At 67.9% G+C, this 26334-nt stretch carries 26 protein-coding genes; 12 read left to right on the plus strand and 14 right to left on the minus strand.

Going from position 1 to position 26334, the window contains the following annotated elements:
* Positions 1 to 35 precede the first annotated feature (35 nt).
* Together eda and edd are read right to left on the minus strand one after the other, a co-directional pair.
* A complete protein-coding gene (gene eda, locus Q0632_RS03300; RefSeq protein ID WP_298924303.1) occupies positions 36 to 674 on the minus strand; it encodes a bifunctional 4-hydroxy-2-oxoglutarate aldolase/2-dehydro-3-deoxy-phosphogluconate aldolase in 639 nt (212 codons plus the stop codon).
* Complete coding sequence (gene edd, locus Q0632_RS03305; RefSeq protein ID WP_298924305.1) at positions 665 to 2482, minus strand: phosphogluconate dehydratase; 1818 nt, start codon at positions 2480 to 2482, stop codon at positions 665 to 667. Before edd ends, eda begins: the two co-directional genes overlap by 10 nt.
* Before the next feature lie 110 nt (positions 2483 to 2592).
* Between edd and Q0632_RS03310 the strand changes: the two genes are divergently transcribed.
* Both Q0632_RS03310 and Q0632_RS03315 read left to right on the plus strand, forming a co-directional pair.
* Positions 2593 to 3180, plus strand: coding sequence for a gamma-glutamylcyclotransferase (locus Q0632_RS03310; protein WP_298924307.1), 588 nt, complete (start codon positions 2593 to 2595; stop codon positions 3178 to 3180).
* Positions 3181 to 3235: 55 nt separating this feature from the next.
* Positions 3236 to 3760 carry a superoxide dismutase family protein gene (locus Q0632_RS03315; protein WP_298924309.1) on the plus strand — a complete coding sequence of 175 codons (525 nt, stop codon included), beginning with the start codon at positions 3236 to 3238 and terminating at the stop codon, positions 3758 to 3760.
* Positions 3761 to 3768: 8 nt separating this feature from the next.
* On the opposite strand, the gene Q0632_RS03320 is transcribed toward Q0632_RS03315, so the two are convergent.
* Genes Q0632_RS03320 through Q0632_RS03330 form a run of 3 tightly spaced genes read right to left on the minus strand, consistent with a single transcriptional unit; the run spans position 3769 to position 6954 of the window.
* Positions 3769 to 4317, minus strand: a complete 549-nt coding sequence (locus tag Q0632_RS03320) for a nucleotidyltransferase family protein (protein WP_298924310.1) — start codon at positions 4315 to 4317, stop codon at positions 3769 to 3771.
* Positions 4314 to 6473, minus strand: coding sequence for a xanthine dehydrogenase family protein molybdopterin-binding subunit (locus tag Q0632_RS03325; RefSeq protein WP_298924313.1), 2160 nt, complete (start codon positions 6471 to 6473; stop codon positions 4314 to 4316). Before Q0632_RS03325 ends, Q0632_RS03320 begins: the two co-directional genes overlap by 4 nt.
* Positions 6474 to 6486: 13 nt before the next feature.
* On the minus strand, positions 6487 to 6954 hold the full coding sequence (locus Q0632_RS03330; RefSeq protein ID WP_298924315.1) for a (2Fe-2S)-binding protein: 468 nt from the start codon (positions 6952 to 6954) through the stop codon (positions 6487 to 6489).
* Positions 6955 to 7073: 119 nt separating this feature from the next.
* Here Q0632_RS03330 and pdxH point away from each other — a divergent pair, with 119 nt between their 5' ends.
* From pdxH to Q0632_RS03345, 3 genes are all read left to right on the plus strand, one after another.
* Entirely contained in the window at positions 7074 to 7718 is a 645-nt protein-coding gene (pdxH, locus tag Q0632_RS03335) for a pyridoxamine 5'-phosphate oxidase (protein WP_298924317.1), read from the plus strand.
* Between the two features lie 121 nt (positions 7719 to 7839).
* Positions 7840 to 8397 carry a dihydrofolate reductase family protein gene (locus Q0632_RS03340; protein ID WP_298924319.1) on the plus strand — a complete coding sequence of 186 codons (558 nt, stop codon included), beginning with the start codon at positions 7840 to 7842 and terminating at the stop codon, positions 8395 to 8397.
* Positions 8398 to 8448: 51 nt separating this feature from the next.
* Complete coding sequence (locus tag Q0632_RS03345) at positions 8449 to 8916, plus strand: hypothetical protein (RefSeq protein ID WP_298924321.1); 468 nt, start codon at positions 8449 to 8451, stop codon at positions 8914 to 8916.
* A gap of 7 nt (positions 8917 to 8923) precedes the next feature.
* Here Q0632_RS03345 and Q0632_RS03350 read toward each other — a convergent pair whose 3' ends face one another.
* The gene (locus tag Q0632_RS03350; RefSeq protein ID WP_298924322.1) at positions 8924 to 10012 is read right to left on the minus strand and encodes an alpha/beta fold hydrolase; all 1089 of its coding nucleotides are present in this window, start codon (positions 10010 to 10012) and stop codon (positions 8924 to 8926) included.
* Between the two features lie 140 nt (positions 10013 to 10152).
* Here Q0632_RS03350 and Q0632_RS03355 point away from each other — a divergent pair, with 140 nt between their 5' ends.
* Together Q0632_RS03355 and Q0632_RS03360 are read left to right on the plus strand one after the other, a co-directional pair.
* Positions 10153 to 10521: a DUF2917 domain-containing protein gene (locus tag Q0632_RS03355; RefSeq protein WP_298924324.1), complete on the plus strand. Its 369-nt coding sequence runs from the start codon at positions 10153 to 10155 to the stop codon at positions 10519 to 10521.
* 129 nt (positions 10522 to 10650) lie between these two features.
* Positions 10651 to 12231 (plus strand): multicopper oxidase family protein, encoded by a 1581-nt coding sequence (locus Q0632_RS03360; protein ID WP_298924327.1) that lies wholly within the window; start codon positions 10651 to 10653, stop codon positions 12229 to 12231.
* Between the two features lie 16 nt (positions 12232 to 12247).
* On the opposite strand, the gene Q0632_RS03365 is transcribed toward Q0632_RS03360, so the two are convergent.
* Complete coding sequence (locus Q0632_RS03365; protein WP_298924329.1) at positions 12248 to 13462, minus strand: alpha/beta fold hydrolase; 1215 nt, start codon at positions 13460 to 13462, stop codon at positions 12248 to 12250.
* Between the two features lie 187 nt (positions 13463 to 13649).
* Entirely contained in the window at positions 13650 to 14597 is a 948-nt protein-coding gene (locus tag Q0632_RS03370; protein WP_298924331.1) for an AEC family transporter, read from the minus strand.
* Positions 14598 to 14675: 78 nt separating this feature from the next.
* Here Q0632_RS03370 and Q0632_RS03375 point away from each other — a divergent pair, with 78 nt between their 5' ends.
* Positions 14676 to 15017: a hydroxyisourate hydrolase gene (locus Q0632_RS03375; protein ID WP_298924333.1), complete on the plus strand. Its 342-nt coding sequence runs from the start codon at positions 14676 to 14678 to the stop codon at positions 15015 to 15017.
* On the opposite strand, the gene Q0632_RS03380 is transcribed toward Q0632_RS03375, so the two are convergent.
* From Q0632_RS03380 to msrA, 6 genes are all read right to left on the minus strand, one after another.
* On the minus strand, positions 15014 to 17017 hold the full coding sequence (locus Q0632_RS03380; protein ID WP_298924335.1) for a TonB-dependent receptor: 2004 nt from the start codon (positions 17015 to 17017) through the stop codon (positions 15014 to 15016). The genes Q0632_RS03375 and Q0632_RS03380 overlap by 4 nt on opposite strands.
* A 76-nt stretch (positions 17018 to 17093) precedes the next feature.
* Complete coding sequence (locus Q0632_RS03385) at positions 17094 to 17450, minus strand: hypothetical protein (RefSeq protein WP_298924337.1); 357 nt, start codon at positions 17448 to 17450, stop codon at positions 17094 to 17096.
* Positions 17451 to 17456: 6 nt separating this feature from the next.
* Complete coding sequence (locus tag Q0632_RS03390) at positions 17457 to 17948, minus strand: DUF3299 domain-containing protein (RefSeq protein ID WP_298924339.1); 492 nt, start codon at positions 17946 to 17948, stop codon at positions 17457 to 17459.
* 3 nt (positions 17949 to 17951) lie between these two features.
* A complete protein-coding gene (locus tag Q0632_RS03395) occupies positions 17952 to 19145 on the minus strand; it encodes an FtsX-like permease family protein (protein WP_298924341.1) in 1194 nt (397 codons plus the stop codon).
* The gene (locus tag Q0632_RS03400; RefSeq protein WP_298924343.1) at positions 19142 to 19810 is read right to left on the minus strand and encodes an ABC transporter ATP-binding protein; all 669 of its coding nucleotides are present in this window, start codon (positions 19808 to 19810) and stop codon (positions 19142 to 19144) included. Before Q0632_RS03400 ends, Q0632_RS03395 begins: the two co-directional genes overlap by 4 nt.
* 6 nt (positions 19811 to 19816) lie before the next feature.
* Positions 19817 to 20356, minus strand: coding sequence for a peptide-methionine (S)-S-oxide reductase MsrA (gene msrA / locus Q0632_RS03405; RefSeq protein WP_298924345.1), 540 nt, complete (start codon positions 20354 to 20356; stop codon positions 19817 to 19819).
* Between the two features lie 76 nt (positions 20357 to 20432).
* On the opposite strand from msrA, the gene Q0632_RS03410 reads away from it, so the two are divergent.
* The 4 genes from Q0632_RS03410 (at position 20433) to Q0632_RS03425 (ending at position 26332) form a co-directional block, all read left to right on the plus strand.
* Positions 20433 to 21203: a YdcF family protein gene (locus tag Q0632_RS03410; RefSeq protein WP_298924348.1), complete on the plus strand. Its 771-nt coding sequence runs from the start codon at positions 20433 to 20435 to the stop codon at positions 21201 to 21203.
* A 65-nt stretch (positions 21204 to 21268) separates the two neighbouring features.
* The gene (locus Q0632_RS03415) at positions 21269 to 21958 is read left to right on the plus strand and encodes a TetR/AcrR family transcriptional regulator (protein WP_298924350.1); all 690 of its coding nucleotides are present in this window, start codon (positions 21269 to 21271) and stop codon (positions 21956 to 21958) included.
* Positions 21955 to 23136, plus strand: coding sequence for an efflux RND transporter periplasmic adaptor subunit (locus Q0632_RS03420; protein ID WP_298924352.1), 1182 nt, complete (start codon positions 21955 to 21957; stop codon positions 23134 to 23136). The genes Q0632_RS03415 and Q0632_RS03420 overlap by 4 nt, the downstream gene beginning before the upstream one ends.
* Before the next feature lie 10 nt (positions 23137 to 23146).
* The gene (locus tag Q0632_RS03425) at positions 23147 to 26332 is read left to right on the plus strand and encodes an efflux RND transporter permease subunit (RefSeq protein ID WP_298924354.1); all 3186 of its coding nucleotides are present in this window, start codon (positions 23147 to 23149) and stop codon (positions 26330 to 26332) included.
* Positions 26333 to 26334 lie beyond the last annotated feature (2 nt).

Genomic DNA, 26334 nt, shown 5'->3' on the forward strand with positions numbered 1-26334 from the left:
CAAGCCGGGCGGGCCGCCAGGCCCGGCCCCTTGCGTCAGCTGCGTGCCAGGGCCACGGCTTCGCGCGCCAGCTGGGTGATGCGGGCCCAGTCGCCCTGCGCCACCGCATCGGCCGGGGTCAGCCAGGAGCCGCCCACGCATTCGACGTTGGACAGCGCCAGGAACTCGTGCGCATTGGCCACGCTGACACCGCCGGTGGGACAGAAGCGCACGTCGCCAAACGGCCCGCCCCAGGCCTTGAGCATGGCCGTGCCGCCGGCCTGCAGCGCGGGGAAGAACTTCAGCGCCGTGTAGCCGTCTTCCTGCGCAGCCATGATCTCGCTGCCGGTGGCCACACCGGGCAGCAAGGGCAGGCCCAGGTCGTGGCAGGCCTTGCCGACGGCCTGGGTGTAGCCCGGGCTGACGGCAAAGCGCGCGCCGGCCATGGCCGCGGCCTGCGCGTCGGCGGCGCTGCGCACCGTGCCGGCGCCGACCTGGGCGCCTTCCACTTCCTTGGCGATGGCCTCGATGCAGGCCAGGGCCACCGGCGTGCGCAGCGTCACTTCCAGCATGCGGATGCCACCGGCCACCAGGGCGCGGGCCAGCGGCACGGCCTGGGCCACATCGGTCAGCACGATCACCGGGATCACCGGCGCATCGCGCATCACATCCAGAGAGGTCAGGGTCACAGCCATGTGCAGGCTCCTTGTTCGGCTTCCAAAGCGCCGCGCCGGAAACCGGCAAACAGCTCGCGGCCCATGCCCAGGCCATTGGCGTCGCGCAGGGCCTGCGGCATCAGCGCGTTCTCCCGCGCGTCCCACTCAGCTTGCGGCACCAGGGCCTGCAGGCTGCCGGCATCGGCGTCCAGCCGCACCACATCGCCGTCACGCAGCCTGGCCAGCGGGCCGCCGGCCGCCGCCTCGGGCGAGACATGGATGGCCGCCGGCACCTTGCCCGAGGCGCCGCTCATGCGGCCATCGGTCACCAAGGCCACCTTGAAGCCGCGACCTTGCAGCACGGCCAGTGGCGGCGTCAGCTTGTGCAGCTCGGGCATGCCATTGGCCTGCGGCCCCTGCCAGCGCACCACGCAGATGAGGTCCCGGTCCAGCTCGCCGGCCTTGAAGGCGGCCTGCAGTTCCTCCTGGCCGTCGAAGATGCGCACCGGCGCCTCGATCAGATGCCGGTCCTGCGGCACGGCCGAGACCTTGATCACCGAGCGTCCCAGGTTGCCGGTCAGCAGCTTGAGGCCGCCGGTGGCGCTGAAGGGCGCGGCAGCCGGCCGCACGACGGCCTCGTCGCGCGAGGCGCCGATGGCGCTCCAGGCCAGGCCGGCGCCCTCTTGCACCGGCTCGCGGGTGTACTCGCGGATGCCGCCTTCACGCACGGTCAGCACGTCTTCGTGCATCAGGCCGGCGTCGAGCAGCTCGCGGATCACGTAACCCGGCCCACCCGCCGCCTGGAACTGGTTGACGTCGGCGCTGCCGTTGGGATAGACCCGCGACAGCAGGGGCACGACGGTGGACAGCTCGGCGAAGTCGTCCCAGTCGATGGAGATGCCGGCCGAGCGCGCCACCGCCACCCAGTGGATCAGGTGGTTGGTCGAGCCGCCGGTGGCCAGCAGCGCCGCCATCGCGTTGACGATGCAGCGCTCGTCGACGATGCGGCCTATGGGTGCGAAGCGCCTGGCCTTGACGATGCCCAGCACGGTGCGTGCGGCTTCGCGCGTCAGGTGCTCGCGCAGGCCGTCGCCGGGATTGACGAAGGCCGTGCCCGGCACGTGCAGGCCCATGGCTTCGAGCAGCATCTGGTTGCTGTTGGCCGTGCCGTAGAAGGTGCAGGTGCCAGGCGCGTGGTAGGCCGCCTGCTCGGCGGCCATCAGCTCGGCGCGGCCGACCAGGCCTTGCGCCGCCTGCTCGCGCACCTTGGCCTTGTCGCTGTTGGACAGCCCGCTGGGCATGGGGCCGCCGGGCACGAAGACCGTGGGCAGGTGGCCGAAGTGCAAAGCACCGATCAGCAGGCCCGGCACGATCTTGTCGCAGATGCCCAGCATCAGGGCGGCGTCGAAGACATCGTGGCTGAGCGAGACGGCCGTGGCCATGGCAATGGCATCGCGCGAGAACAGGCTCAGCTCCATGGCCGGCGTTCCCTGGGTCACGCCGTCGCACATGGCGGGCACGCCACCGGCCACCTGGGCCGTGGCGCCGTGACGCCGTGCCTCGTCCTTGAGGATGGCCGGATAGCTGCCCAGCGGCGCGTGGGCCGAGAGCATGTCGTTGTACGAATTGACGATGGCGATGTTGGGGGCGCGCTCGGCAACGATGCGAAAGCGGTCGTTGTCGGGAACGCCGGCAAAGGCATGGGCGACATTGGCGCAGCCCAGGCGGTCGGCGCCGCGGTCGCGGTTGGCCGCAATGTCCAGCCGGGCCAGGTAGGCGCTGCGCTGCGGCGCGCTGCGTTCGCGGATGCGTTCTGTGACGCGGGCTACAACAGGATGAAGAGGCATCGTGGGACAGGTAACTAAATTACAGTCATCCTACCCCGGAACACCCGCTCTGAGGGACGTACCGGTTACGAGCGGCGGCGTCCCGCCGCGCCGCGTTAAAGTTTGCATTCATGAGCACCCTGCCCCAACCCCTGCGCGACCCCGCCCCCATGCTGGCGCAGGTGCTGCACGCCTGGGGCGGCCACCAGGACCTGTGGGTCTTCGGCTATGGCTCTCTCATCTGGAAGCCCGATTTCGAATACGCCGAACGCCGGCCGGCCAAGGTCCATGGCTGGCACCGGGCCCTGAAGATGTGGAGCCGCATCAACCGCGGCACGCCCGAGCGGCCCGGCCTGGTGTTCGGCATGCTCTCGGGCGGCTGCTGCCAGGGCGTGGTCTTTCGCATCCCGGCGCACGAGGCTCCGGCCGTGCTGGAGCGGCTGTGGCAGCGCGAGATGGCCATGGGCGTGTACGACCCGCGCTGGCTGCCCTGCCAGACGCCGCATGGCAGCGTCAAGGCCCTGGCCTTCACCTTGTCGCGCCGCAGCCCCAGCCACACCGGTGTGCTCAGCGAAGAGGAGTACCGCCAGATCTTCGCCGCCGCCACCGGCATCTACGGCACGACGCTGGACTACGCGGCCCGCACCTTCGAGGAACTGCAGCGGCACAACATCCGCGACCGCGCCCTGGAGCGCCTGCTGAAACTGTCCAGGCGCTGACCGCACACGCGTGATTCGCCCTACAGTGGAGGCTTCCCATCCAAGGAGGCATCCCGTGAAGACAAGCATCACCCTGTCATCCCTGTTCCTGGCTGCGGCCACCCTGGCCGGCTGCGCCGTCTTCAGCCCCGGCCCGCGCGCCAGCGCCAAGCTCTCACCCACCACCGGCAGCGCCGTGACCGGTTCGCTGCAGTTCGTGCAAAAGGAGGGCAAGGTGCTGGTCAACGGCGAAGTCCGCGGCCTCAAGCCCAACGCGGAACACGGCTTCCACATCCATGAAAAGGGCGACTGCAGCAGCGGCGACGGCATGAGCGCGGGCGGCCACTTCAATCCCACGGCGATGCCCCATGCCGCCCATTCGGCCGCCATGCACCACGCGGGCGACCTGCCCAGCCTGAAGGCCGACGCCAACGGCGTGGCCACGGTGAATTTCGAGTCCACAAGCATCAGCGTGGGCGCCAGCGTCACCGACATCAGCGGCAAGGGCCTGATCGTCCACCGCGACCCCGACGACTACAAGACCCAGCCCACCGGCAACGCCGGGCCGCGGCTGGCCTGCGCGGTGATCGTCAAGTCCTGAGGGTCGCTTCAGCGGGCACGCTGGGCCAGCAGACGCTCAGCCGCAGCCAGGTCGTCCAGCGTGTCGATGTCGGTCACGGTGCCGGCATCGTCCGCTTCCAATTCCATAGCACCCCAGGTCCGAAGGACGGGGGCTGCGCCCTGATTTCCCTCTAAAACGGAAAGCTGGGGTCCGCAGGCGATGGCAAAGCCCACCGGGTGGCCGCGCTGGCCGCGGTAGACGGGGACGACCACGGCGTGGCTTTGCAACGCGGCCGCCACCGCGCGCAAGGTCTCGGGCCGCACCAGGGGCAGGTCGCCCGGCAGAATCAGCCAGCCGGGCGCATCGCGGGTGGCCCGCATGGCGGCGGCGATGCTGTCGCCCATGCCGGCATGGCCGGCGTCTTCCAGATGGAAAGGCAGGCCGCTGGCGCGCACGGCGTCCAGCGTGTGTTCCAGGACCGGCTTGCCGGCCAGCAAGGCCTGCAGCTTGGAGCCGCTGCCGCCGGAGGCCTGGAAGCGCTCGCCTCTTCCCGAGGCAAGCACCAGCACCACCGGTTGCAGCGCTCTTCCTGTCACGCTGCCTTGATGGCGTCCGCCGTCATCGGCAGCGTGCGCACGCGCTTGCCGGTGAGGGTGGCGACCGCATTGGCGATCGCCGGCACCACCACGGCGGTGGCCGGTTCACCGATGCCGCCGGGCTTTTCGGTGCTGTCGACGAGGATGATGTCGATGGCAGGCGACTCGTTCATGCGCACCACCGGGAACTGGTGGTAGTTGGTCTGCTGCACCCGGCCGTTGACCAGGGTGATCTCCTGCATCAGGGCCGCGCCCATGCCGAACACCACGCTGGACTGGATCTGCGCCTCGACCGTGTCGGGGTTGACCATGCGGCCCAGGTCGGCCGCCACAGTCACCTTGTGGACCTTCACGCTGCCGCCCTCCATGCTGATTTCCGCCACCTGTGCCATGTAGGTATCGTAGCCCTCCATCAGCGCGATGCCGCGCGCCCGGCCCGCCGGCAGCGGCATGCCCCAGCCGGCCTTGTCGGCCGCCAGCTTGAGCACGTTGGCAAAGCGCGGCTGGTTCTTGAGCATGGACATGCGGTAGGCATAGGGATCCTGCCCTGCTTCCTTGGCCAGCTCGTCGATGAAGCTCTCGTTGGCAAAGGCGTTGAGCAAATGGCTGACCGAGCGCCAGTAGCCCACGCGCAGGCCGGCGTCGTGCTTGACGATGTCGTGCTTGATGGCCGGGATCTCGTAGGCCGCCAGCGCCGCTTCCGTCATCAGCGGGTCCTGCACCTCGCCGGGCAGGCCGAAGACGCGGCCGGTGACCGACTGCGAGGTCATGCGGAAGGTCATGGCCGTGGGCTTGCCGTCCTGCCCCAGGGCCGCCGCCATCTGGTGCAGCGACTGCGGACGGTAGAAGTCGTGCGTCATGTCGTCCTCGCGCGTCCACAGCAGCTTGACCGGCTTGCCGATGGCCTTGGAGATCTGCGCTGCCTGCACGATGAAGTCCAGGTCGATGCGCCGGCCAAAGCCGCCGCCCAGGAAGGTGGTCTGCACCGCCACGTCTTCGGGCTTCATCTCGATGGCCTTGGCCACCGCGCCCTGGGCGCCGTCCTGCCATTGCGTGGGCCCGATCAGCAGCATCTTGCCGTTGGCATAGGACGCAGTGAAGTTCATCGGCTCCAGCGGCGAGTGCGACAGCAGCTGCGACACATACTCGCGCCGCACCACGCGCTGCGAGGCGGCGATCACGGCCTCCGCATCGCCCACGGCCTTGACCGGCAAGGGCTTGCCGGTCTTGGACGCGGCTCGGATGCCGTCCAGCATCATGGCGTTGTTCAGCTTGGCGCCCGCGCCCTCGTCCCACTGGATGGCCAGCTGCTTGCGGGCCTGGTTGGCGCGCCACCAGCTGTCGGCCACCACGGCCACGCCGTCGGGGATCTGCACCACGTGCAGCACACCCGGCATGGCCTTGGCCTTGGCGGCATCGAAGCTCTTGACCGTGCCGCCGATGACGGGGCACTGCTCCAGCGCGGCATAGGTCATGCCCGGCAGCTTGACGTCGATGCCGAACTCCGCCGTGCCATTGGTCTTGGCCGGTGTGTCCAGGCGCGGCGTGCGCTTGCCGACGATGCGGAAGTCCTTGGGCTCCTTGATCGCCACCTTCTCGGGCACAGGCAGCTTGGATGCCGCCTCGGCCAGCTGGCCATAGGTGGCCTTGCGCCCGCCGGGGCCGGTGACCATGCCGTTCTCGGCCTTGAGCTGAGAGCGGTCGATGTTCCACTTGCTGGCGGCGGCGCTGACCAGCATCTCGCGCACCTGGGCGCCGGCGATGCGCAGCTTTTCCCAGCCGTCGCGCACCGAGGTCGAGCCGCCCGTGAGCTGCGGCCCACCCAGCAGCGGGTTGCCGTACAGCTTGTTGTTGGGCGGCGCGATGGCGACCTTGATCTTGCGGATGTCGACGTTGAGCTCTTCGGCGATCAGCATGGGCATGGAGGTGTAGACCCCCTGGCCCATCTCCGAGCGCGCGGAAATCAAAGTGATGGTGTTGTCGTCGGCGATGTGGACCCAGGCATTGGGCGTGTGCAGCGTCCCCGCGGCTTGCAAGCCGGCGGGCAGGGAGACGCCCATCAGCAGGCCGCCCGAAGCGAGGGCCGAAGCCTTGAGGAAAGTGCGGCGCGAGCTGCCGGCAACGGCCTTGTGTTCGGCCTTGGTGGTGGTGTTCATGGTGCGTGTTCCTTTATGCCTTGCGCATGGAAGCGGCCGCATCCTTGATGGCGGCGCGCACGCGGGGGTAGGTGCCGCAGCGGCAGATGTTGCCGCTCATGGCGGCGTCGATGTCGGCATCACTGGGGTTCTTGTTGGCCTGCAGCAGCGCGGCCGCGCTCATCAGCTGGCCCGACTGGCAGTAGCCGCATTGCGGCACGTCGTGCTTGATCCAGGCGACCTGCAGCGGGTGCGTGTTGCGCGTGCCCGAGAGGCCCTCCACCGTGGCCACGCGCTTGCCGGCCACAGAAGACACAGGGGTCTGGCAGGAGCGCACGGGCTGGCCGTTCAGGTGCACGGTGCAGGCGCCGCACAGCGCCGCGCCGCAGCCGAACTTCGTGCCGGTCAGGCCAAGCTCGTCGCGCACCACCCACAAAAGAGGCGTGTCGGGTTCGGCTCGCGATGTGACGGCTTTGCCGTTGAGATTGAAACTGACGCTCATCGTGGGTCTCCTTGTGTGTTGTTCGATATCTGCAGAGGCAGCCTATGCCGATGGCTTGAAAAGTTCATCGGGTTAACCCTGGATGCAGCGCAGCATTCGCAAATTGATACATTGGCCGCATGAGCGACACCACCGACCTGGCGCAGCTGCGCAAAAGCTACGAGAAAGCCGAACTGAGCGAGGACGCCTCGCATGCCGATCCATTGGCCCAGTTCGGCCAATGGCTGGACGAGGCCATCGCCGCCCAGGTGCCTGAGCCCAACGCCATGACCCTGGCCACGGTGGGCAGCGACCTGCGCCCCAGCACCCGCATCGTTCTGATCAAGGGCTACGACGCCAACGGCATCGTCTGGTACACCAACTACGACAGCCGCAAGGGCCGCGAACTGGCCGGCAATCCCTTTGCCGCCCTGCAGTTCCACTGGGTGGAGCTCGAGCGGGTGGTGCGCATCGAGGGCCGGGTGGAGAAAGTCAGTGCCGAGGAGAGCGACGCCTACTTCGCCAGCCGCCCGCTCGACTCGCGCATCGGCGCCTGGGCCAGCCCGCAAAGCCAGGTCATCTCCGGCCGTTCGGTGCTGGTGGCCAACGCGGCCAAGTACGGCGCCCAGTTCCTTCTCAAGCCGCCGCGTCCCCCGCACTGGGGCGGCTACCGCCTGGTCCCCACCGAGTGGCAGTTCTGGCAGGGCCGCAAGAGCCGGCTGCATGACAGGTTGCGCTACACGACTGACGGTGATGGGTGGTTGCGGGAGCGGCTGGCTCCCTGAGAGCTTGTCATCCCCGCGCAGCCGGGGACTCAGGGCCTCCACTTCGCTCGCCTCTTGCTTCGCTAGACTGCGGGCTTTGTGGCGGCAGTGATTCGTTCGCGTCTCTCGAACGGAGGACAGCATGGGACTCTTGACCTTCAGCATCAACCTCACCCTGGACGGCTGCGTCGACCACCAGGAAGGGATCGTCGACGACGAGACACACGCTTTCTTCACCCAACTCATGGACGAGGGCGGGGCGATGCTGTGGGGCCGCGTCACCTACGAGATGATGGAGAGCTACTGGCCAGCGGTCGCCCGCGGCGATGTGGACGCACCGCCGGCGATGCGCGAGTGGGCGCTCAAGCTGGAGGCCAAGCCCAAGTACGTGGTGTCCTCGACGCGAAAAGACTTCCCCTGGACCAACAGCCGCCACATCACCGGCGACCTGCGCGCGGGCGTGCAAAAGCTCAAGGACGCGACCCCGAACGGCGTGCTCCTGGGCAGCGGCAAGCTCGCAACCGAGCTGGACCGGCTGGATCTGATCGACGAGTACAAGTTGCTCGTCCACCCCAGGATCGCCGGCCACGGCCCGACCCTGTACCAGGGCGGGCTGCCCAGCACGCGGCGGCTGGAGTTGATCTCGGCCAAGCCGCTGCGCTGCGGCGCGGTCGCCATGCACTACCGGCGTGCGAAATGAACACAAAACCTGGGATCTGCCTATGTCGACCGATCCATCACCTCAGCCCGCATGAAGCACCGTTTCACCATCACCATCGCCGCCGCCCTGTTCGGCTGCACCCAGGTCTTTGCGCAGGGCCTGTGCCTGAGCGGCGAACAGACCTACTTCGCCTGCGAGATCCGTGGCAGCAAGAAGAGCGTTGCAGTCTGCGGCGGGACAGACTGGCTGCAGTACCGGTTCGGGACGGCGGGCAACATTGAGTTGGGCTTTCCCGCCGAAAAGGCAGGCTCGCTGCAACAGTTCACGGGTGCTTCCCGCGTCCACAGAGCTGCCGGCGTTGCGGGCGAGTTTCTGATGTTCGCGCAAAGTGGCACGGAGTACTCCGTGATGCAAATCGAGGGCGGCAGCGACTTCAACGGCGTTTCGGTGCTGATGCCCGGCGCCAAGCAGGCCCGGGATCTGCCTTGCGACATGCGCAAGAGCCCCGTGCGCAAGCTCGCCGGGGCGGTGCTCCTGGTTCCAGAGGGCAATCCCTGAGCGTTGCTCAACCAAGCAGTCGCCGCTCCACCGCCTTGCGCACAGCGGCGCTGCGTGAGGGGCAATCCAGCGCAGCCAGGATGCGCGCAACATGCATTTCCACGGTCCGCGGGCTCAGGCCGAGGGTACGGGCAATTTCCTTGTCGGTGTGCCCCCGGCTGATGGCACGCAGCACCTCCAGCTGACGCGCGGTCAGCCCCGGACCGTCGACCCGCCCAGCCGCCGCGTTGGTGTCTCCAAGTTCCAGGAAGGTCCTTATCTCGTCGCGCATGACGGGCCAGGCAGCATCTGTCTCCAGCGGCACTTCGTTTTCACCGTCCAAGGTGACAAAGCGGGCACCCACCAAGGAGGCCGCAATGCGGCGGCCCTCTTCGTAAGGGACAGCCTGGCCCTGGCGCATGTGCATCACCAGCGCAGGGCAGGTGATGCGGGCAAGTTCATCCGACAGGTCGATGGCCCACATCGCATGCAGGTAGTCCAACACGACCTGCCCGGACCAGCGCCGCACGGTGAGCTCGCTCAACTGCGCCCAGATGGCTTCGCCGGCTTGCGGCATCAGCCGTGAGATGAACGCCAGCCGGTAGGCCGCGCTGTAGGGCAGGTTGCTGCCCCAGGCAACCTCCACCATTTCCAGCTGCGCGTGGGTTTCCTTGAGTTGAGCTGCATCCGGGTTGCGCCGCAACCGGCCTCTGGCATAGCCGCCGACGATCACCAGGCGCTGCACGCGTTCGGGGTGCGTCACGGTGTAGCCGATGGCGGCCGTGGCGCCATGCAGCAATGCAAGCAGTGCCACGGGGCCTGGGCCTGCGGCTTGAACCACCGCATGCAGATCTTCGACCCAGGCGTCCAGCGAATTGCGCGTGACATGGCGTTCCGACAGGCCGCAGCCACGCGCATCAAAACAGACCACACGCGCGTCCCTGGACAGCGCGGCAATCCAGTGTCCCGTGACCGGGCCGGGCGCATCCAGGTCATCGCCCATGTGCAAGCCCGTCAGCACGATGGTGCGGCCTGCGCCCCAACTGGCATAGGCGATGCGCGTGCCGTCGGCACTGCTGCAGAACTTCACTTCGGGTGGCGCTAGGCGGATCGGCATGCTTGTGATGGGTGGCTTCACGCCTCCTGGCTACGGTAGCCGCTACCGTAGCCAGGTGGGGCGCCTACCGTAGTGCGCACACTACCACGGCCGCCGGTGCCCAACCAGACTCGCTCCATCGACAACACAAGGAGCAAAGCATGGACAACACACTCAATGCGCCGGACTTCCAGGCAGGTTTCTGCCGTCCCACAGCCTTGCTGCGGATGCTCGCGGCGCTCAGGCGTGGCCGGTCAGCCACACAGCCCATGCCTGTGCCTGTGCCGGTGCAACGCATCAGCAAGCAAGCCACGCTCCGCTACCCCAATCTGATGGGCGCCCGCATTGAGTGCCTGGAGGGCAATGTCTGGGTCACCCTGGACGGCGATTGCCGCGACGTGGTGCTGCGCGCGGGCCAAAGCCTGTTGGTGGACCGTCCAACGCCGGTCCTGGTCCACGCCCTGGCAGATGCATGCACCCGTGTTCGCCCCAGATCGGCAGGCATGGATGCCGGGCCGGGTCCGGCATGACAGAGAGATCGACAGCAGGAAGCTGTTCAGAACTATGATGGGACTCCACTCGGCGCGGAGCATCTCATGCGTTGTCTTAGCCTCTCAAAAAATTGTGGTCTGAGTCCATCCCGCCTGGCGGCCTGGGGGATGCTGGCCCTAGTCGGCGCGGGTAGCGGCTGTAGCGATGGGTCCAAGGGAGCGATCGAGACCTTCCGAAACCCGCCGGAGATCAGCAGCAGCGACGGCGAACTCCGCGTCAAGCTCACGGTGGCCGAAAGCACGGTGGAGGTGGCCGGCCAATGGGTCACCACGACGGTTTACAACCGTTCGTACACGCCTCCGTTGCTGCGCGTTCGTCCCGGCGACACGCTCCATCTGGAGTTGGACAATCGCTCCAACGCCCCCACGAACGAGCACTACCACGGCATGAACGTGTCGCCTCGCATCAATGCGGACGGCACAGCGTCAGACGACATCTTCGTTCACGCCGCGCCGGGCACAAAGATCAACTACAAGGTGGCGATCCCTTCGACCCACAATGCCGGTTTGTATTGGTACCACAGCCACCAGCATGGCAGTGCCGAGCAGCAGGTGATGGGAGGCTTGTCAGGCGGCCTGCTGGTGGAGGGCCTCACCGAACCGCTCCAACGGCTCGCCGGCATCACCGAACGGGTGATGCTGCTCAAGGACATTCAGATCACGCCGGACGGCCGGGTGCCAGCCGACATCGACAGCAGTGCGCCAACCAACCGCACCGTCAACGGGCAGACCAATCCCACCCTGGTCATTGCACCAGGAGAGACGCAATTGCTGCGCATCGGCAATCTCAGCGCCAATCTGTACTACCGCCTCCAGTTGGGGGGTCATACCCTGTACGAACTGGCGCGCGACGGCAATCGGCACACGCAGCTGGTGGCTTCCGACGAGATCCTGCTGGCCCCGGGCTCACGCTCCGAAGTACTGATTCAGGGCGCTGCGCCGGGAATCTATGCGCTCAAGACGCTGGACATCGATACCGGGCCGCAAGGCGACACCGCCACCGAGACCATCCTGGCCACCGTGGTGTCACAGGGCGAAGCGCGCGAGCCGCTGGCGCTTTCGACGGTCCTGTTGCCGCCGGTCGAGGACTTCCGCACTCTGCCGATCGCACGCAAACGCACCATCACCTTCAGCGAATCGGCGGATGGCAACACCTTCTTCATCGATTCCGGCAACGGAAATGGACCGGTGCAGTTCGACCACAACCGGGTCGACACCACCATCGTTTCCGGTACGGTGGAAGAATGGACCGTGCTCAATCCGACCGGGGAGTGGCACGTGTTCCACATCCACCAGACCGACTTCCAGGTTGTGGAGGTCGACGGAGTGCCCCAGCCTTTCATCGGCCACCAGGACAATGTGAACGTGGCCTTCCAGACGGACGGCAGCTCGCCGCCAGGGCAGGTCAAGCTGCTGATCGACTTTCGCAACCCGCTGATGATCGGCAAATTTGCGTACCACTGTCACATCCTGGAGCACGAGGACGGCGGCATGATGGGCGTGGCCCAGGTCGTGCCCGGCCCGGCGCAACTCGCGGCCCGCCGCTCCTCGCAGGCCCCCGGCGCATCCGGCGGCATGAGCGCCATGTTCAAGAGCCTGCTGGGCCGGTTCGCGCAGCAGCCCCGCCCGCTCGATGGTGATGCCATGGCCGCTCTGCAGGAGGCCAACGTCTGCCGCGTCTCGCCCTAGCTGGTGCAGGCCGTCGTCACCGGGCCGCGTCGAACCAGGTCTTCCACTGGGGGACGGCGGTCGCGAATGTTCCCCGGTGCGTCGTCGCTCCGGTGGAGATGGCCTGTACGCTGGGATTGCCGGTGCCCATGGATTGCGCGTAGGTCATTCCCAGCCGCGCGACACCCACCGGGATGGCTTCGTCCTTCTCGCCGTAGTAGTTGCGCACTGGCGTGCGGTACAACCAGCCGTAGGTTTCGTTTGCCTTGAGGAGCTTGCCGTAGCTCGAGGCCGCGAAAAACTGGGGATCGAAATACTCGGGGCGCATCAACTTGCGCATGTCCATCGGAACATCGGCGGGGTCGTACTTTTGCCGCTCGTATGCCTTGCGCGAGATGTCATAGGCCGCGTCGTTGATGACCGACCGCGCCAGGCCGGATGCGCCATAGTAGGTCTCGTAGGAAAACGCCGAGAGGATGACAATGGTGGTCAGCCACGGGGCATTCTCCGGGCGCGGAAAGCTCAGGATGCCGTTGAGCATGGCGAACAGGTCCAGCGGACCGGCGGCTGTGGCGGCGGCCAGGGGCTTTTCCCCCGCTCGTTCGAGCTTCTGCAGGAAGGCCATCGTCACGGCGCCACCTTGCGACCAACCGCCCAGGAACAGCTTGCTGGCCGACAGCTTGAGGTGGCCGAGCACGGCACGGCTGGCCAGGAGCAGGTCGTGGCAGGCTTGCTGGTGGCTTGCCATGACCATGTAGCCCTCCGGCTCCGTGGACGTGCCCATGCCGAAGTAGTCGGCCCCGATCACCGCATAGCCCTGCCCTGCGAACTGCGCGATCATCAGCTGCGTCTCGGGCGAGTTCACGGCCATGGAGGGAACCTGCTCGCGCAGGTACACGGTCCCATGCTGATAGGAGACCATCGGGAAGCTGGTCTCCTGCGTGTCCGGGACGGCGAGCAGGCCGGACGCGACGACCTGTTTGTTTCCCCGTTCCGGCGCGACCGAGTTGTAGGTGACCCGGTACAGGCGGACCGCGTTGCGCGCCGGGCTGTAGCTGACGGGGATCCCCGCGAACGCGGGGGTGTCGACCTGGAGGATCCGGTTGAGCCGGTCGACGTCCCAACGTTCCAGGAACTGATAGCTCACCCCGGGTCCGACCTGCGTCGCCGCACTTCCCTGTGCCACGGCGGGCGGCAGAAAAGCTGCAAGCAACGCGCCGACAAGCGCGAACCTGGCAATGAGATTGACCATGAGTGGCTCCATGTGGTGGGGGTTGATTGATCAAGACCTCTGACCGTGCAATCGCGCCAACCTTGCGCGCCCGGCGGCGAGGTGTCAATCCCCTGCGTGCGAGCCGTCCAAGCGGCCTGCACGACATCCCGGGCGTTTCAGGCCCCTCAAGTCGGGGATGACAAGACAGAGTCGGGCGACAGAAGCGTCAGAGCAACTGCACCGCCCACAACACCAGCGAAATACTCAGCAGCGCCAGCAGCGTCGAGACGCCCACGCTGGCGGTGATCAGTTCCTCGGCCACGCCATAGCGCTGCGAGAACATGAAGACGTTGGCGCCGATGGGCAAGGCGGCGGTCACGACCATCACGGCCAGGGGCAGGCCGTGCAGGCCCAGCAGCCAGCCGGCGGCTGCGACCAGGGCCGGGTGCAGCAGATTCTTCACCGTGGCCAGCACCAATGCGCCGCGCAGCTGCTCGCCGATCTTGGTATAGGCCAGCGTTGTGCCCACCAGCAGCAGGGCAATGGGGCCGAAGGCCTGGCCCAGCAACTGCAAGGGCTTGTCGATCACTTCCGGCACGGTCAGGCCGGTCTGCGCGAACAGCAGGCCGGCGATGATGGGCAAGGGAACGGGGTGGAGGATGGCGTTGCGCACCGCCGTCATCACGGTGCGCGCCATCGAGCGGCCTTGCGGGCTGCCGGCTGCGGCTTCCTCGCGCGCCACGGCCAGCTCCAGCACCACGGTGGCGCTGGTCAGCAGCACCAGGGTGTGGACGGTGTACAGGGTCAGCAGGCTCACCAGGCCGGCCTCGCCGAAGGCCAGTCCCACCAGCGGGATGCCGATCATCACGGTATTGCTGAAGGTGGTGGCCAGGGCCAGCACGGCGGCGCGGCGGTTGAAGCCGCAGACCAGCAGGGTGCCGGCAAACAGAACACCTACGCCGATGAAGTAGGCCAGCACCGGCGCGAAGTCCAGCTGCTCGGGCCGCACCTTGCTCATGGTGCGAAACAGCAGGGCCGGCGTCAGCACGATGAAGACCAGGTTGGACAGGTCCTTGACCGCATTGGCGCCCACCCATTGGCGCCGGCCGGCCAGAAAGCCCAGGGCGATCAGCAGCACCACGGGCAGCAGGGAAGAGATGACGGGCGAAGACAAGCAGCAAGCATAGCCGCCCTGTTCCCGAAAATTCCCGCCTCACGGCAGAATGGCTGCCTCACAGCAGCAAGGACGCCCATGAAAGCCGTATCCGTTCACGTGGTCGACATCGCCAACGGCGTGGTGGCGCGCGGCATGCACGTGCAGATCGCCCGGGTCGGCGGCGACACGGTGTTCGAAGGCGTTGTCGGCAGCAACGGCGTGGTCGCCGACAAGCACCACGAGGACCTGTTCACGCCCGGCCCTTACGAGCTGCGCCTGCACGTGGCGGCCTATTACCGTGCGCGCGGCACGGTGCTGCCCGAGCCGCCCTTTGTCGACGTGCTGGTCTTTCGCTTCGGCATCGCCGACACGGCCCAGCACTACCACCTGCCGGTCAAGCTCACGCCCTGGGGCATGAGCCTGTTCCGCGGCTCCTAGAAGGCCGCCTGCAGGCCGACCTTCAGGCTGCGCCCGGCCAGCGGTGACTTGCCCGGTGCGGTCTGGGTCAGGATGGAGCTGGCGCTATAGGCCAGGGCGTCTCCCGCGTTGTCCAGCCTGGCGTACCAGAGCATGCTGGCCGGCCCGGCCTGCATGCGGTAGCTCAGGGCCGCGCTCCACAAGGTGTAGGCGTCGGTGGGCAGCTCACCGACGGGCACGCGGTCCTGCCGCATCGCATGGTCAAAGCCGAGGCGCGCGCCCCAGGGTCCCTGGCCCCAGACCAGGGTTGCGCCGGCGCGCAGTGGCGCGATGCGCGGCAGCGGCTGGCCGTCGCTCTCGTTCTTGGCCCGCACCATGTCGCCGCGCAACTCCAGGTCCAGGGTCGATGCCGCATCCAGCAGGCGCAAGGTGCCACTGGCCTCCAGCCCGCGGAATGTGGCACGCACCTGGCGGTAGGCGTACTCGGGCAGCAACTCCTCGTCCACCTCGCGCTGCGCGCCGGTGGCCCCCAACGCGATGTAGTTGGCAAAGCGCGCATTGAAGGCATTGAGCTTGAGTTCGTTGTGGCCGCTCTTCCACTGCAGGCCGACCTCGGTGTTGGTCGACTTCTCCTTGCCCAGGTTGGCGTCGCCCACCTCGTAGGCGCCGGTGGCGATGTGGGCTCCGTCGGCGAACAGCTCGTAGTCCTTGGGCGCGCGTTCGCTCCTGGCCAGGTTGCCGGTGAGCTGCCAGGCCGGCGCCAGCTTCCACAGCGCGCCCAGCGACACGCTCGCCGGATGGAAGTCGCGACTGGCCGGGGCAAAGCGTGCCAGCTGCGGATTGCCCAGCGATTGCACGGTCACCGATTCGCCGCGCGCGCCAAAGCTGAACTTGCCCCAGGGCATGGCCAGCTCTTCATACGCAAACAGCGCGGCCTGCTGCGTCTTGCTGTAGGGCGCGAAGGCCTCCGCGCCGTCGGCCGAAAAACGCGTGCTCTCGGTCTGCAGGCCGACCACGCCTTCCAGTGGGCCGATCTTCTGGTGGCGGGCTTCGAGCCGCAGATCGCTGCCCTGGTTGCCGAACACCGTGCCGGGCGCGCCGGCCTCGAACTCGGTGTGGCGGTAGTCGGTGTGGCTGGCCTGGAGCTTGAGACCCTGCAGCCAGCGCACCGGATTGCGCAGCTCACCCTCCAGCGCATAGCGGGTCGAGCGCATGCCAATGGTCACATCATCCTCGGCCACCGTGCCGTAGTCGTTGCGGTACTCGCTGACCGAGGCGCCCAGGTAGCCCTGGTCGAAGAACAGCGAGCCACCGGCCGCGCCGCCGCGCACCTCGCTGGCGGAGTTGCAGATGCGCTTGGCCGAACCGATGGCGCCGTCCTTGCTGCAGACCAGCGACACAGGCACCTGCACGTCGGCCGTGCTGCGGCTGAAGACGTCGGCATGCAGGCCGATGCGGCTGTTGCCGCCCTCGACCAGCAAGCCCCCGCCCTTCTCGCGGTTGCCGCTGGCAAAGCCCAGGTCGGCCTTGCCGGTCGCGCCTTCCATGGCTTCGCGCGGGATGCGGTTGTCGATCAGGTTGACCACGCCGCCGATGGCGTTGCCGCCATACAGCAGGGCCGCCGGGCCGCGCAGCACCTCGATGCGCTCCACGCTCAGCGGATCGGCGCTGACGGCGTGGTCGTAGCTCAGGCTGGAGGCATCGACGCTGGCGCCGCCGTTGCTCAGGATGCGCACGCGGTCGCCGTCCAGGCCGCGGATGATGGGCCGGCTGGCGTTGGGGCCGAAGCCGGTGCTGCTCACACCGGGCAGGTTGCCCAGCGTTTCGCCCACCGTGGTTTTGGAGCGCAACAGCAGCTCAGAGCCCGTCAGCTGCACCGCAGGCGCTATCAACTCTGTAGCGCCCAGGGGATTGCCGGTGACGGTGACTTCGGACAGCTCGGGGTTGGCGGGAGACTGGGCCAGGCCAGCCAGGGGAAAGAGCGCGGCGCACAAGGCGCTGCGATGGAAAACAGTGGTCATGAAAATGCTTCGTTGATGCGGACGCGAACAGAGCGCCGCCAGGCCTGGGGGCCTGGTCAGCGCTCAAGGGCGGGGATCAGCGAAGCGGGGGCGGGCCGCGCGCGTCGTACAGCGCGGCCCAGCGGACGAGGAACTCGCCCTGGAAGACATCGAGGAAATACGAACTCAGAAGCAGCGGCAGCACCAGGGCCGGCACCGAGGGCGGGCCGTCGTGGGTGAGCGGGTCGAACAGGCGGCAGCTGGACTCGTCATGGCCGGCAAACAGGTCGGCGACCCAGCCGGCGCCGTGATGGCCCTGGCCGGCAGCCACGGCCACAACAGGCACGGAGCCGGCATGCGGCGCATGGACGATGCGGTGCATCAGGCCGAGCGCCTGCGCCGCGACCAGCGCGGACACAAGCAGCCAGACAGCGATGCGCCGGGACAAGACCATGGGTGTTTACTTCACACCGACCGCGTCGGTCACGCGGTAGTACAGGCCGTACGGGTCGTCGGCCAGCACGGCGAACTTGCCTTCCACCGTCACCGGGTCCAGCGTGTACTTCAGCGGCGTCCTGGTCTTGACCTCGACCATGCTCTCGGGGCCGCCGGGCAGGCAGAACGAGCAGGTCAGCGGCACCGAGCTGAGCAGAAAGTGGCTCTGCTTTTCGCCCGGCTCCAGCGGCATCATGAAACCCTGGACGCGCTGGGTCTTCTGGTCCAGCGCGGCCTGGCGCGCTCCGAAGGCCGGCAGGATGCGGTTCTTCTCGGTCCTGGTCTTGACGTCGGTCAGCAGCGACCAGGGCACGACATCGGATCGCACCGGCAAGGGTGCGAAGGGGCTGTCGGGGCTGTGCACGCCGGCGCCGCTGCCGGCCGGCAAAGGAGCGCTCAGCTGCGCGTGTGCGGCGCCGGCCAGGGCCAGCAGCGCGCTTGCAATCAGTTTGTGCATGGCTTACCTCGCATTGAGCAGTTGCGCCACATCGACGCGGGCGGCGCTCAGGGCCGGGATCAGGGCGGCCACGAAGGCCACGCCCAGGGCCGCGACCGGGATCCAGATCTCCTGGGCCACCCAGGTCCAGCCGCTCAGTGGCAGCGATTGCTGGGCCGCCAACAAAGAGCCTACCAGAGCTGTCAAGCCATGGCCAAGGCCCAGGCCCAGCAGCGAGGCCAGCAGGGCCAGCCAGAGCGCCTCGCACAGCATCAGCAGCGCCACCCGCAGCGGCGTGGCGCCCAGCATGCGCAGCATGGCCAGATCCTCGCGGCGCTCGCGCACCGCGTTCCACAGCGCGATGAAGACGCTCAGCGCCGCCGTCACCAACAGCACCACGCCCAGGCCTTGCAGGGCCTCGGAGCCCACGCCCAGCATGCGCAGCAGGCGCGTGACCTCCACCGCCGGCGCCGCCGCCTGCATGCTGGTGCCGGTGTTGACCATGCGCGGGAAGCTGACCGCTGCCAGCGGCGTGGTGTAGCGGATCAGGGCCATGGTCACTTCGCGCTCGTCCTCATGCGCCTTGCCGTCGCCATGGCCGGCCTTCTCGTGCAGCTGCCAGACCGATTCCAGGCCGGTCAGGATGAGGCGGTCGGCCACGCAGCCGCAGGGCGCCAGCACGCCGGCCACGCGGTAGGGCGCGTCGCCGTGCGCGTGGCCGCCGCCGCCCAGGCCGTGGTTGCCGCTGAAGCTGCCGCCGCTCTTGAGGCCGCTGGCGGCCGCCACCTGGGCGCCCAGCACGGCTTCCATGGGCTGCTCCCAGCTGCGCCCCTGCACCGGCCGCAGCCCGTACTGCGCCAGATAGTCCTGGGTCGTGCCAAGGATGCGGAAACCGCCGAAGCTGTCGCCCATGGCCAGCGGCACCAGGCTGGCCACCTGCGGGTGCTTTTGCAGGGCCTGGATCTCGGCCAGCGGCACATTGCCCGGCGCCACGTCGATCTGGAACACGCCAGCCAGGATCAGCTGCAGCGGGCTGCCCTTGGCGCCCACCACCAGGTCGATGCCGGCCAGGTTGCGCTGGAAGGAGCGGCTGACCTGTTCGCTGGCCAGCACGACAAAGGTGATGGAGGCCAGGCCCAGGGTCAGCAGCAGCAGGTTGAGCACCGCGGCCAGCGGCCGCGACCACAGGTAGCGGAAGGCAAGCGCTACTGTTTTCATAGCTTCTCAGGCCCAATCCACGCGGGCTGCGCGCCGATTTCATACACCAGCGCGTCGGCGAAGGCATGCTGCACGCGGTGGTCATGGGTGGCGATCACCAGGCTGGCGTTGCACTGCCGGGCGCAGTCACGCAACAGGCCCAGGCTGGTGGCTGCCGCCGCGTCGTCCAGGCTGGCCGTGGGCTCGTCGGCCAGGATCAGCTTGGGCGCCATCAGGATGGCACGGGCCAGGGCCACGCGCTGGGCCTGGCCGCCCGACAGCTGGCTGGGCCGGCGTTGGGCCAGCTGGGCCACATCCAGAGTCTCCAGCGCGCGAGCGATGCCGGGCCTGTCCACCGTCAGGCCAGCAGCGAAGTAGGCCAGCTCCAGATTGCTTTGCACGCTGAGCGCCTCGCTCAAGTGCAGACGCTGCGGCAGAAAGCCCAACTGGCGGCCACGCCAGCGGTCGCACTGGGCGCGCGACAAACCGCCCAGGGCCTGGCCCGCCACAGTCACCGTGCCGCCTGTGGGCGTGCGCAGGCCGGCGGCCAACGCCAGCCAGGTGGATTTGCCGGCGCCGGAGTTGCCGCGCAGCAGCAGGGTTGCGCCCTGGGGCAGCTGGATGTCGGCAAAGAACAGTTCGGGGCCGGCTGCGTAGCGGTAGCGCAGCGCTCGGGTCTCGACCACGGGAGCTCAGTCCTTGGACAGCGCGGCGAAGGTCTTGCGAAACTTCGCCACCTTGGGGCCGGCCACGGCCATGCAATAGCCCTGGTGGGGGTTCTTCTCGAAGAAGTCCTGGTGGTAGTCCTCGGCGGGCCAGTAGTTCTGCAAGGGCAGGACCTCGGTCACCACCGGGCGGCCGAAGATCTTGTCCTGGTTCAGCTGCAGCACGAAGGCCTCGGCCTCCTCCTTTTGCCCGGGCGTCGTGGTGTAGATGCCGCTGCGGTACTGGGTGCCCACGTCGTTGCCCTGCTGGTTCAGCGTGGTCGCATCGTGGATGACGAAGAAGATCTCCAGGATCTGGCGCAGGCTGATCTGCTGGGGGTCGAACTCCAGCTTGACCACCTCGTTGTGGCCTGTGCGGCCAGTGCAGACCTGCTCGTAGCTGGGGCGTTCGCCCTGGCCGTTGCTGTAGCCGGACTCGACGTCGGTGACGCCGCGCACCTTGACGTAGACCGCCTCGGTGCACCAGAAACAGCCGCCGCCCAGGACGATGGTTTGCGAGTTGCTCATATGCGTTTCCTTGGAATGCCTGAACTGTAGCCGCCTGGGCCCGGCCCCGGATTGCGCGGGCCTTACGATGCGCCCCATGGACATTGGTGAATTGAAACCCCTTGCGGCCGCCCTGGTGCTGCCGCCGGCCGGCCCGCTGCTGCTGGCCTTTCTAGGGTGGTTGCTGGCCCGGCGTCACCGGCGCAGCGGCGCGGCCCTGCTGCTGGCCGCCCTGGCCCTGCTCTGGCTGCTGGCCTGCAGCGGCGTGGCCGTGGCCTTGGCCGGCTGGGCCCTGCCACGGGCGCAGCCCCTAGAGGCGAGCCAGCTGGCCGCGGCCCGGCCGCAGGCGCTGGTCGTGCTGGGCGGAGGCCTGTTGCCGCAGGCGCCCGAGTACGGCCAATCCCAGCCCTCCTCCGCCACCCTGGCCCGGCTGCGCTACGGCGCGCGGCTGGCAAAGGCCAGCGGCCTGCCCCTGGCCTTTGCCGGCGGTATCGGCTGGGCCGCCTCGGGGATGGACACCGACCCCGAGGGCGAGATCGCGCGGCGGGTGCTGGCCGAATGGGGCCTGCAGGCGCGCTGGCTGGACAGCGCCTCGCGCGACACCCAGGAAAACGCCCAGCAGATGCGCCGTTTGCTGCAAGCCGATGGCGTGCAGCGCATCGTCCTGGTCACCAGCGCCAGCCACATGCCGCGGTCCCGACTGGAGTTCGAGCGCGCCGGTTTCACGGTGACGCCCGCGCCCACCGGCTTCATCCTGCCCAGCGAACGGCCGCTGCTGCAATGGCTGCCCTCAGCCGATGGGCTGGCGCTCTCGCGCGAAGTGTTGCGCGAATGGCTGGCACTGCGGGTGGCCGGGTCGCGCCAGTGACGTTGCGCATTGACTGCCTGGGCCCGGGACCGCTATATTACTAACCAGTCAGTCATTAATTCTTCATGTCCCTGTCCAAGCTCATCGGTGGCCGCGCCGGCAACGCGAGCGACGAGGTCCAGGCCGCCAAGCGCGAGCGCCGCAAGCAAGCCCGTCCGGGCGAGCTGCTGGATGCCGCGCTCGACCTATTCGTCGAGAAGGGCTTTGCCGCCACCCGGGCCGAAGAGGTCGCGGCCCGCGCCGGCGTCTCCAAGGGCACGCTGTTCCTGTACTTCCCGAGCAAGGAAGAACTGCTCAAGGCCGTGGTGCGCGAGAACATCGCCGGCCGCTTTGCCGAATGGAACGAGGAATTCGACCACTTTGAAGGCAGCAGCGCCGACATGGTGCGCTACTGCATGAACGTCTGGTGGCAGCGCGTGGGCGCGACCAAGGCCTCGGGCATCACCAAGCTGATGATGAGCGAGGCGAGCAACTTCCCCGAGATTGCCGCCTTCTACCAGCAGGAGGTGATCGTCCCGGGCCAGGCCCTGATCCGCAAGATCCTCCAACGCGGCGTGGACAGCGGCGAATTCGGCCCGTTGGACCTGGATTACGCGATCTTCCTGATCATCGCCCCCCTGATTTTTCTCATCATGTCCAAACACTCCATGGGCGCCTGCGTGCCCGTCGGCACCGAGCTCGACCCGCAGCGCTACATCGCGGCCCAGGCCGACGCCATCCTCAACGGCCTGGTCGTGCGCGGAGGCAAGGCATGAAGCGCCCCGCCCTGAAATGGCTGGTGGCCGGCGTGGTGCTGGTGCTGCTGGCCGGCGGCGTGCTGCGCGCCCTGTCGGTGCGCAAGGACCAGCGCGAGGCGGTGGCTGCCGCCAGCCTGGCCAAGACCGAGTCGGTGATTGAACTGGCCGCCACCGACGTGGTGCCGGCCGCCGTGGTCGACCTGGTGCGCGGCCTGCCGCTGTCGGGCGCGCTGCGGGCCGTCAATTCGGCCCTGGTCAAGGCCCGCGCCGTCGGTGAACTGCAAGGCCTGACGGTGCGCGAGGGCGACCGGGTCCAGGCCGGCCAGGTGATCGCGCGCATCGACCCCACGGAATACCAGCACCGCGTCCGCCAGGCCCAGGAGCAGGCCGACGCCGCCCGCGTGCAGATCGACATCGCCCAGCGCCAGTGGACCAACAACCAGGCCCTGGTCGACCAGGGCTTCATCTCCAAGGCCGCACTGGACACCTCGCAGAACAACCTGGCCGGCGCCCAGTCCACCCACAAGGCGGCACTGGCCGCGGTCGACCTGGCGCGCAAGATGCTCGACGACACGGTGATGCGCACACCCATCTCTGGCGTGGTCGCCCAGCGCCTGGCCCAGCCCGGCGAGCGCATGGCCCTGGACGCCCGCGTGGTAGAGATCGTCGACCTGTCGCGGCTGGAAATGGAGGCCACGCTGTCGGCCGCCGACTCCATGCAGGTGCGGGTCGGCCAGTCCGCCACGCTGCAGATCGAGGGCAGCGCCAGGCCGGTGGCCGCCACCGTGGCGCGCATCAACCCCAGCGCCCAGGCCGGCAGCCGCAGCGTGCTGGCCTACCTGGCCATCGCCGATGCCAGCGGCCTGCGCCAGGGCCTGTATGCCCAGGGCACGCTGGCCATCGGCCACGGCGCGGAACTGGCCGTGCCGCTGACAGCGGTGCGCACCGACAAGCCCGCACCTTATGTGCAGGTGGTGGAGAACAGCCGCATCGTTCACAAGCCGGTGCAAACCGGCGCCCAGGGCGAGTCCGGCAAGGAAGCCCTGGTGGCCGTCAAGGGCCTGGCGCCCGGCGCCCTGGTGGTGCGCGGCAACCTGGGGTCGCTGCGCGAAGGCACGGCGGTGAAGTTCACGCCCATGGCCGTTCCCGTCGTGCCAGTCACTCCGGCTGCGCCCGTTCGCTCGCCCAGCCCCTGAGCCGCCCGCCATGTGGTTCACCCGCGTCAGCCTGCAAAACCCGGTCTTCGCGACCATGGTCATGCTGGCCATCGTCGTGCTGGGACTGTTCTCCCTGCAACGCCTGAAGGTCGACCAGTTCCCCAACATCGACTTCCCGGTGGTGGTGGTGACCGCCGAATACCCCGGTGCCTCGCCCGAGATCGTCGAGAGCGAGGTCAGCAAGAAGATCGAGGAAGGCGTCAATGCCATCGCCGGTATCAACGCCCTGACCTCGCGCAGCTACGAGGGCCAGTCGGTCGTGGTGATCGAGTTCCAGTTGCACATCGACGGCCGCAAGGCAGCCGAGGACGTGCGCGAGAAGATCGCCGCCGTGCGGCCGACCTTCCGCACCGAGGTCAAGGAGCCGCGCGTGCTGCGCTTCGACCCGGCCAGCCGCGCCATCTGGTCGCTGGCCGTGCTGCCCGATCCCTCCAGGGGCCGCGCCATGTCGGCCGTGGAGCTGACCAACTGGTCCGACCAGGTCCTGAAAAAGCGCCTGGAAAACGTGCGCGGCGTTGGCTCGGTCACCCTGGTGGGCGGCACCAAGCGCGAGATCAACATCTACCTGAACCCGCAGGCCATGGAGTCCCTGGGCATCACGGCCGACCAGGTGGCCGCCGCGGTGCGCAGCGAAAACCAGGACCTGCCGGTCGGCGCGATCCGCTCGCTGGCGCAAGAGCGCGTGGTGCAGATCGACGCGCGCATGCAGCGCCCGGAGGACTTCGGCAAGATCATCGTCACGCGCAAGAATGGCACGCCGGTGCGGGTCGAGCAGGTCGCCCGCGTGGCCGACGGCGCCCAGGAAGTCGACAGCCTGGCGCTGTACAACGGCGGCCGCACCCTGCTGCTGACGGTGCAAAAGGCCCAGGACGAGAACACCATCGAGGTGGTCGACGGCCTCAAGCGCACTGTCGACGAGATGGGCGCCCAGCTGCCGCCGGGCGTGCGGCTCGAGCCCATCCTGGACGGCTCACGGCCGATCCGGGTGGCGGTGGAGAACGTGCGGCGCACCCTGATCGAAGGCGCCTTGCTGACAGTCCTGATCGTCTTTCTGTTCCTGAACTCCTGGCGCTCAACGGTGATCACCGGCCTGACGCTGCCGATCGCGCTGATCGGCACCTTCCTGTTCATGCACATGTTCGGCTTTTCCATCAACATGATCACGCTGATGGCGCTGTCGCTGTGCGTGGGCCTGCTGATCGACGACGCCATCGTGGTGCGCGAGAACATCGTGCGCCATGTGCTGATGGGTAAGAGCCCCTACCAGGCCTCGCTGGAAGGCACGCAGGAAATCGGCATGGCGGTGCTGGCCACCACCTTTTCCATCGTCGCGGTGTTCCTGCCGATCGGCTTCATGGGCGGCATCATCGGCAAGTTCTTCCACGAGTTCGGCGTGACCATTGTGGCGGCGGTGATGATCTCGATGTTCGTCAGCTTCACGCTCGACCCCATGCTGTCGTCGATCTGGCACGACCCCGAGATCGAAGCCCACGGCAAACCCAAGGCCAAGCTTTCGCTCTACGACAAGACCATAGGCCGCGTCACCGGCTGGTTCGACCGCGCCACCGATTCCATGGCCGATGGCTACCAGGGCCTGCTGCGCTGGTCGCTGGCCCACAAGCTGGCCACCGTGCTGCTGGCCACCGGCATCTTCATCACCAGCCTGGTGATGGTGCCGCTGCTGGGCACGGAGTTCGTGCCCAAGGCCGACTTCTCCGAGACCAACATCAGTTTTTACACGCCGGTGGGCTCATCGCTGGAAGCGACCGAGGCCAAGGCGCGCCAGGTCGAGGCCATCGTGCGCAGCTACCCGGAGGTCAAGTACACGTTGGCGACCATCAACACCGGCAACGCCCAGGGCAAGATCTACGCGGCGGTCTATGTGCGGCTGGTCGACCGCAAGCTGCGCTCGCGCAACGTCGACGAGATCTCCGGCGCGCTGCGCGAGCGCTTGCGCCAGGTGCCGGGCATCACCGTCACCCATGCCGGCCTGGTCGACGCGGTGGGCGGCAACAAGCAGATCGAGTTCTCGCTGCAGGGCCCCGACCTCAAGGAGCTGGAGCGCCTGTCGCAACTGGTCAGCGAGGCCATCCGCCCCATCCCGGGCCTGGTCGACCTGGACTCCAGCGTCAAGCCCGACAAGCCTGTGATCGACGTCGAGGTGCATCGCGATGCCGCCTCCGACCTGGGCCTGTCGGTGGCGCAGATCGCTGCCTCGCTGCGCGTGCTGGTGGCTGGCCAGACCGTGGGCAACTGGCGTGCGCCGGACGACCAGACCTATGACGTCAATGTGCGGCTGGCGCCGGACGCCCGCGTCGCGCCCAACCAGCTGGAACGCCTGCCCTTTGCCACTGGCACCAATGCCGATGGCAGCTCGCGCATCGTGCGGCTCAACCAGCTGGCCACGGTCAAGGAAGCCACCGGCCCCAACCAGATCAACCGGCGCGACCTGACGCGCGAGGTGGCGATCAACGCCAATGCCTACCTGCGCTCGGCCGGCGAGGTCTCCACCGACATCCGCGCCAGGCTGGACGGCATCGCCTTCCCGCCGGGCTACCGCTACGCCTTCAGCGGCTCGACCAAGAATATGGCCGAGTCCTTCGGCTATGCGGTCTCGGCCCTGGTGATGGCGGTGATCTTCATCTACATGATCCTGGCCAGCCAGTTCAAGAGCTTCCTGCAGCCGCTGGCGCTGATGACCGCGCTGCCGTTGACCCTGATCGGCGTGGTGCTGGCGCTGCTGATGTTCCGCTCCACCTTGTCGATGTTCTCCGTCATCGGCGTGGTCATGCTGATGGGCCTGGTGACCAAGAACGCCATCTTGCTGGTGGACTTCGCGATCCGGATGCGCGACGAGGGCATGGAGCGTACCGAGGCCCTGCTGCTGGCCGCCAAGGTCCGGCTGCGCCCCATCCTGATGACCACCCTGGCCATGATCTTCGGCATGGTGCCGCTGGCTTTTGCCCTGACCGAGGGCTCGGAGCAGCGCGCTCCCATGGGCCAGGCCGTGATCGGCGGCGTCATCACCTCCTCCCTGCTGACCCTGGTGGTCGTGCCTGTCGTCTACTGCTACCTGGACGACTTCGCCCGCTGGCTGCGCCGCAAGCCCGCCAGGACCACCGGCGGCAGCGGAGCCCAGCCTGTGCCGGCCTCTAAAATTGACGGTTTGTCCTGAAT

Source organism: uncultured Ramlibacter sp., assembly GCF_936925435.1.
In the GTDB taxonomy this organism is placed as follows: Bacteria; Pseudomonadota; Gammaproteobacteria; order Burkholderiales; family Burkholderiaceae_C; genus Ramlibacter.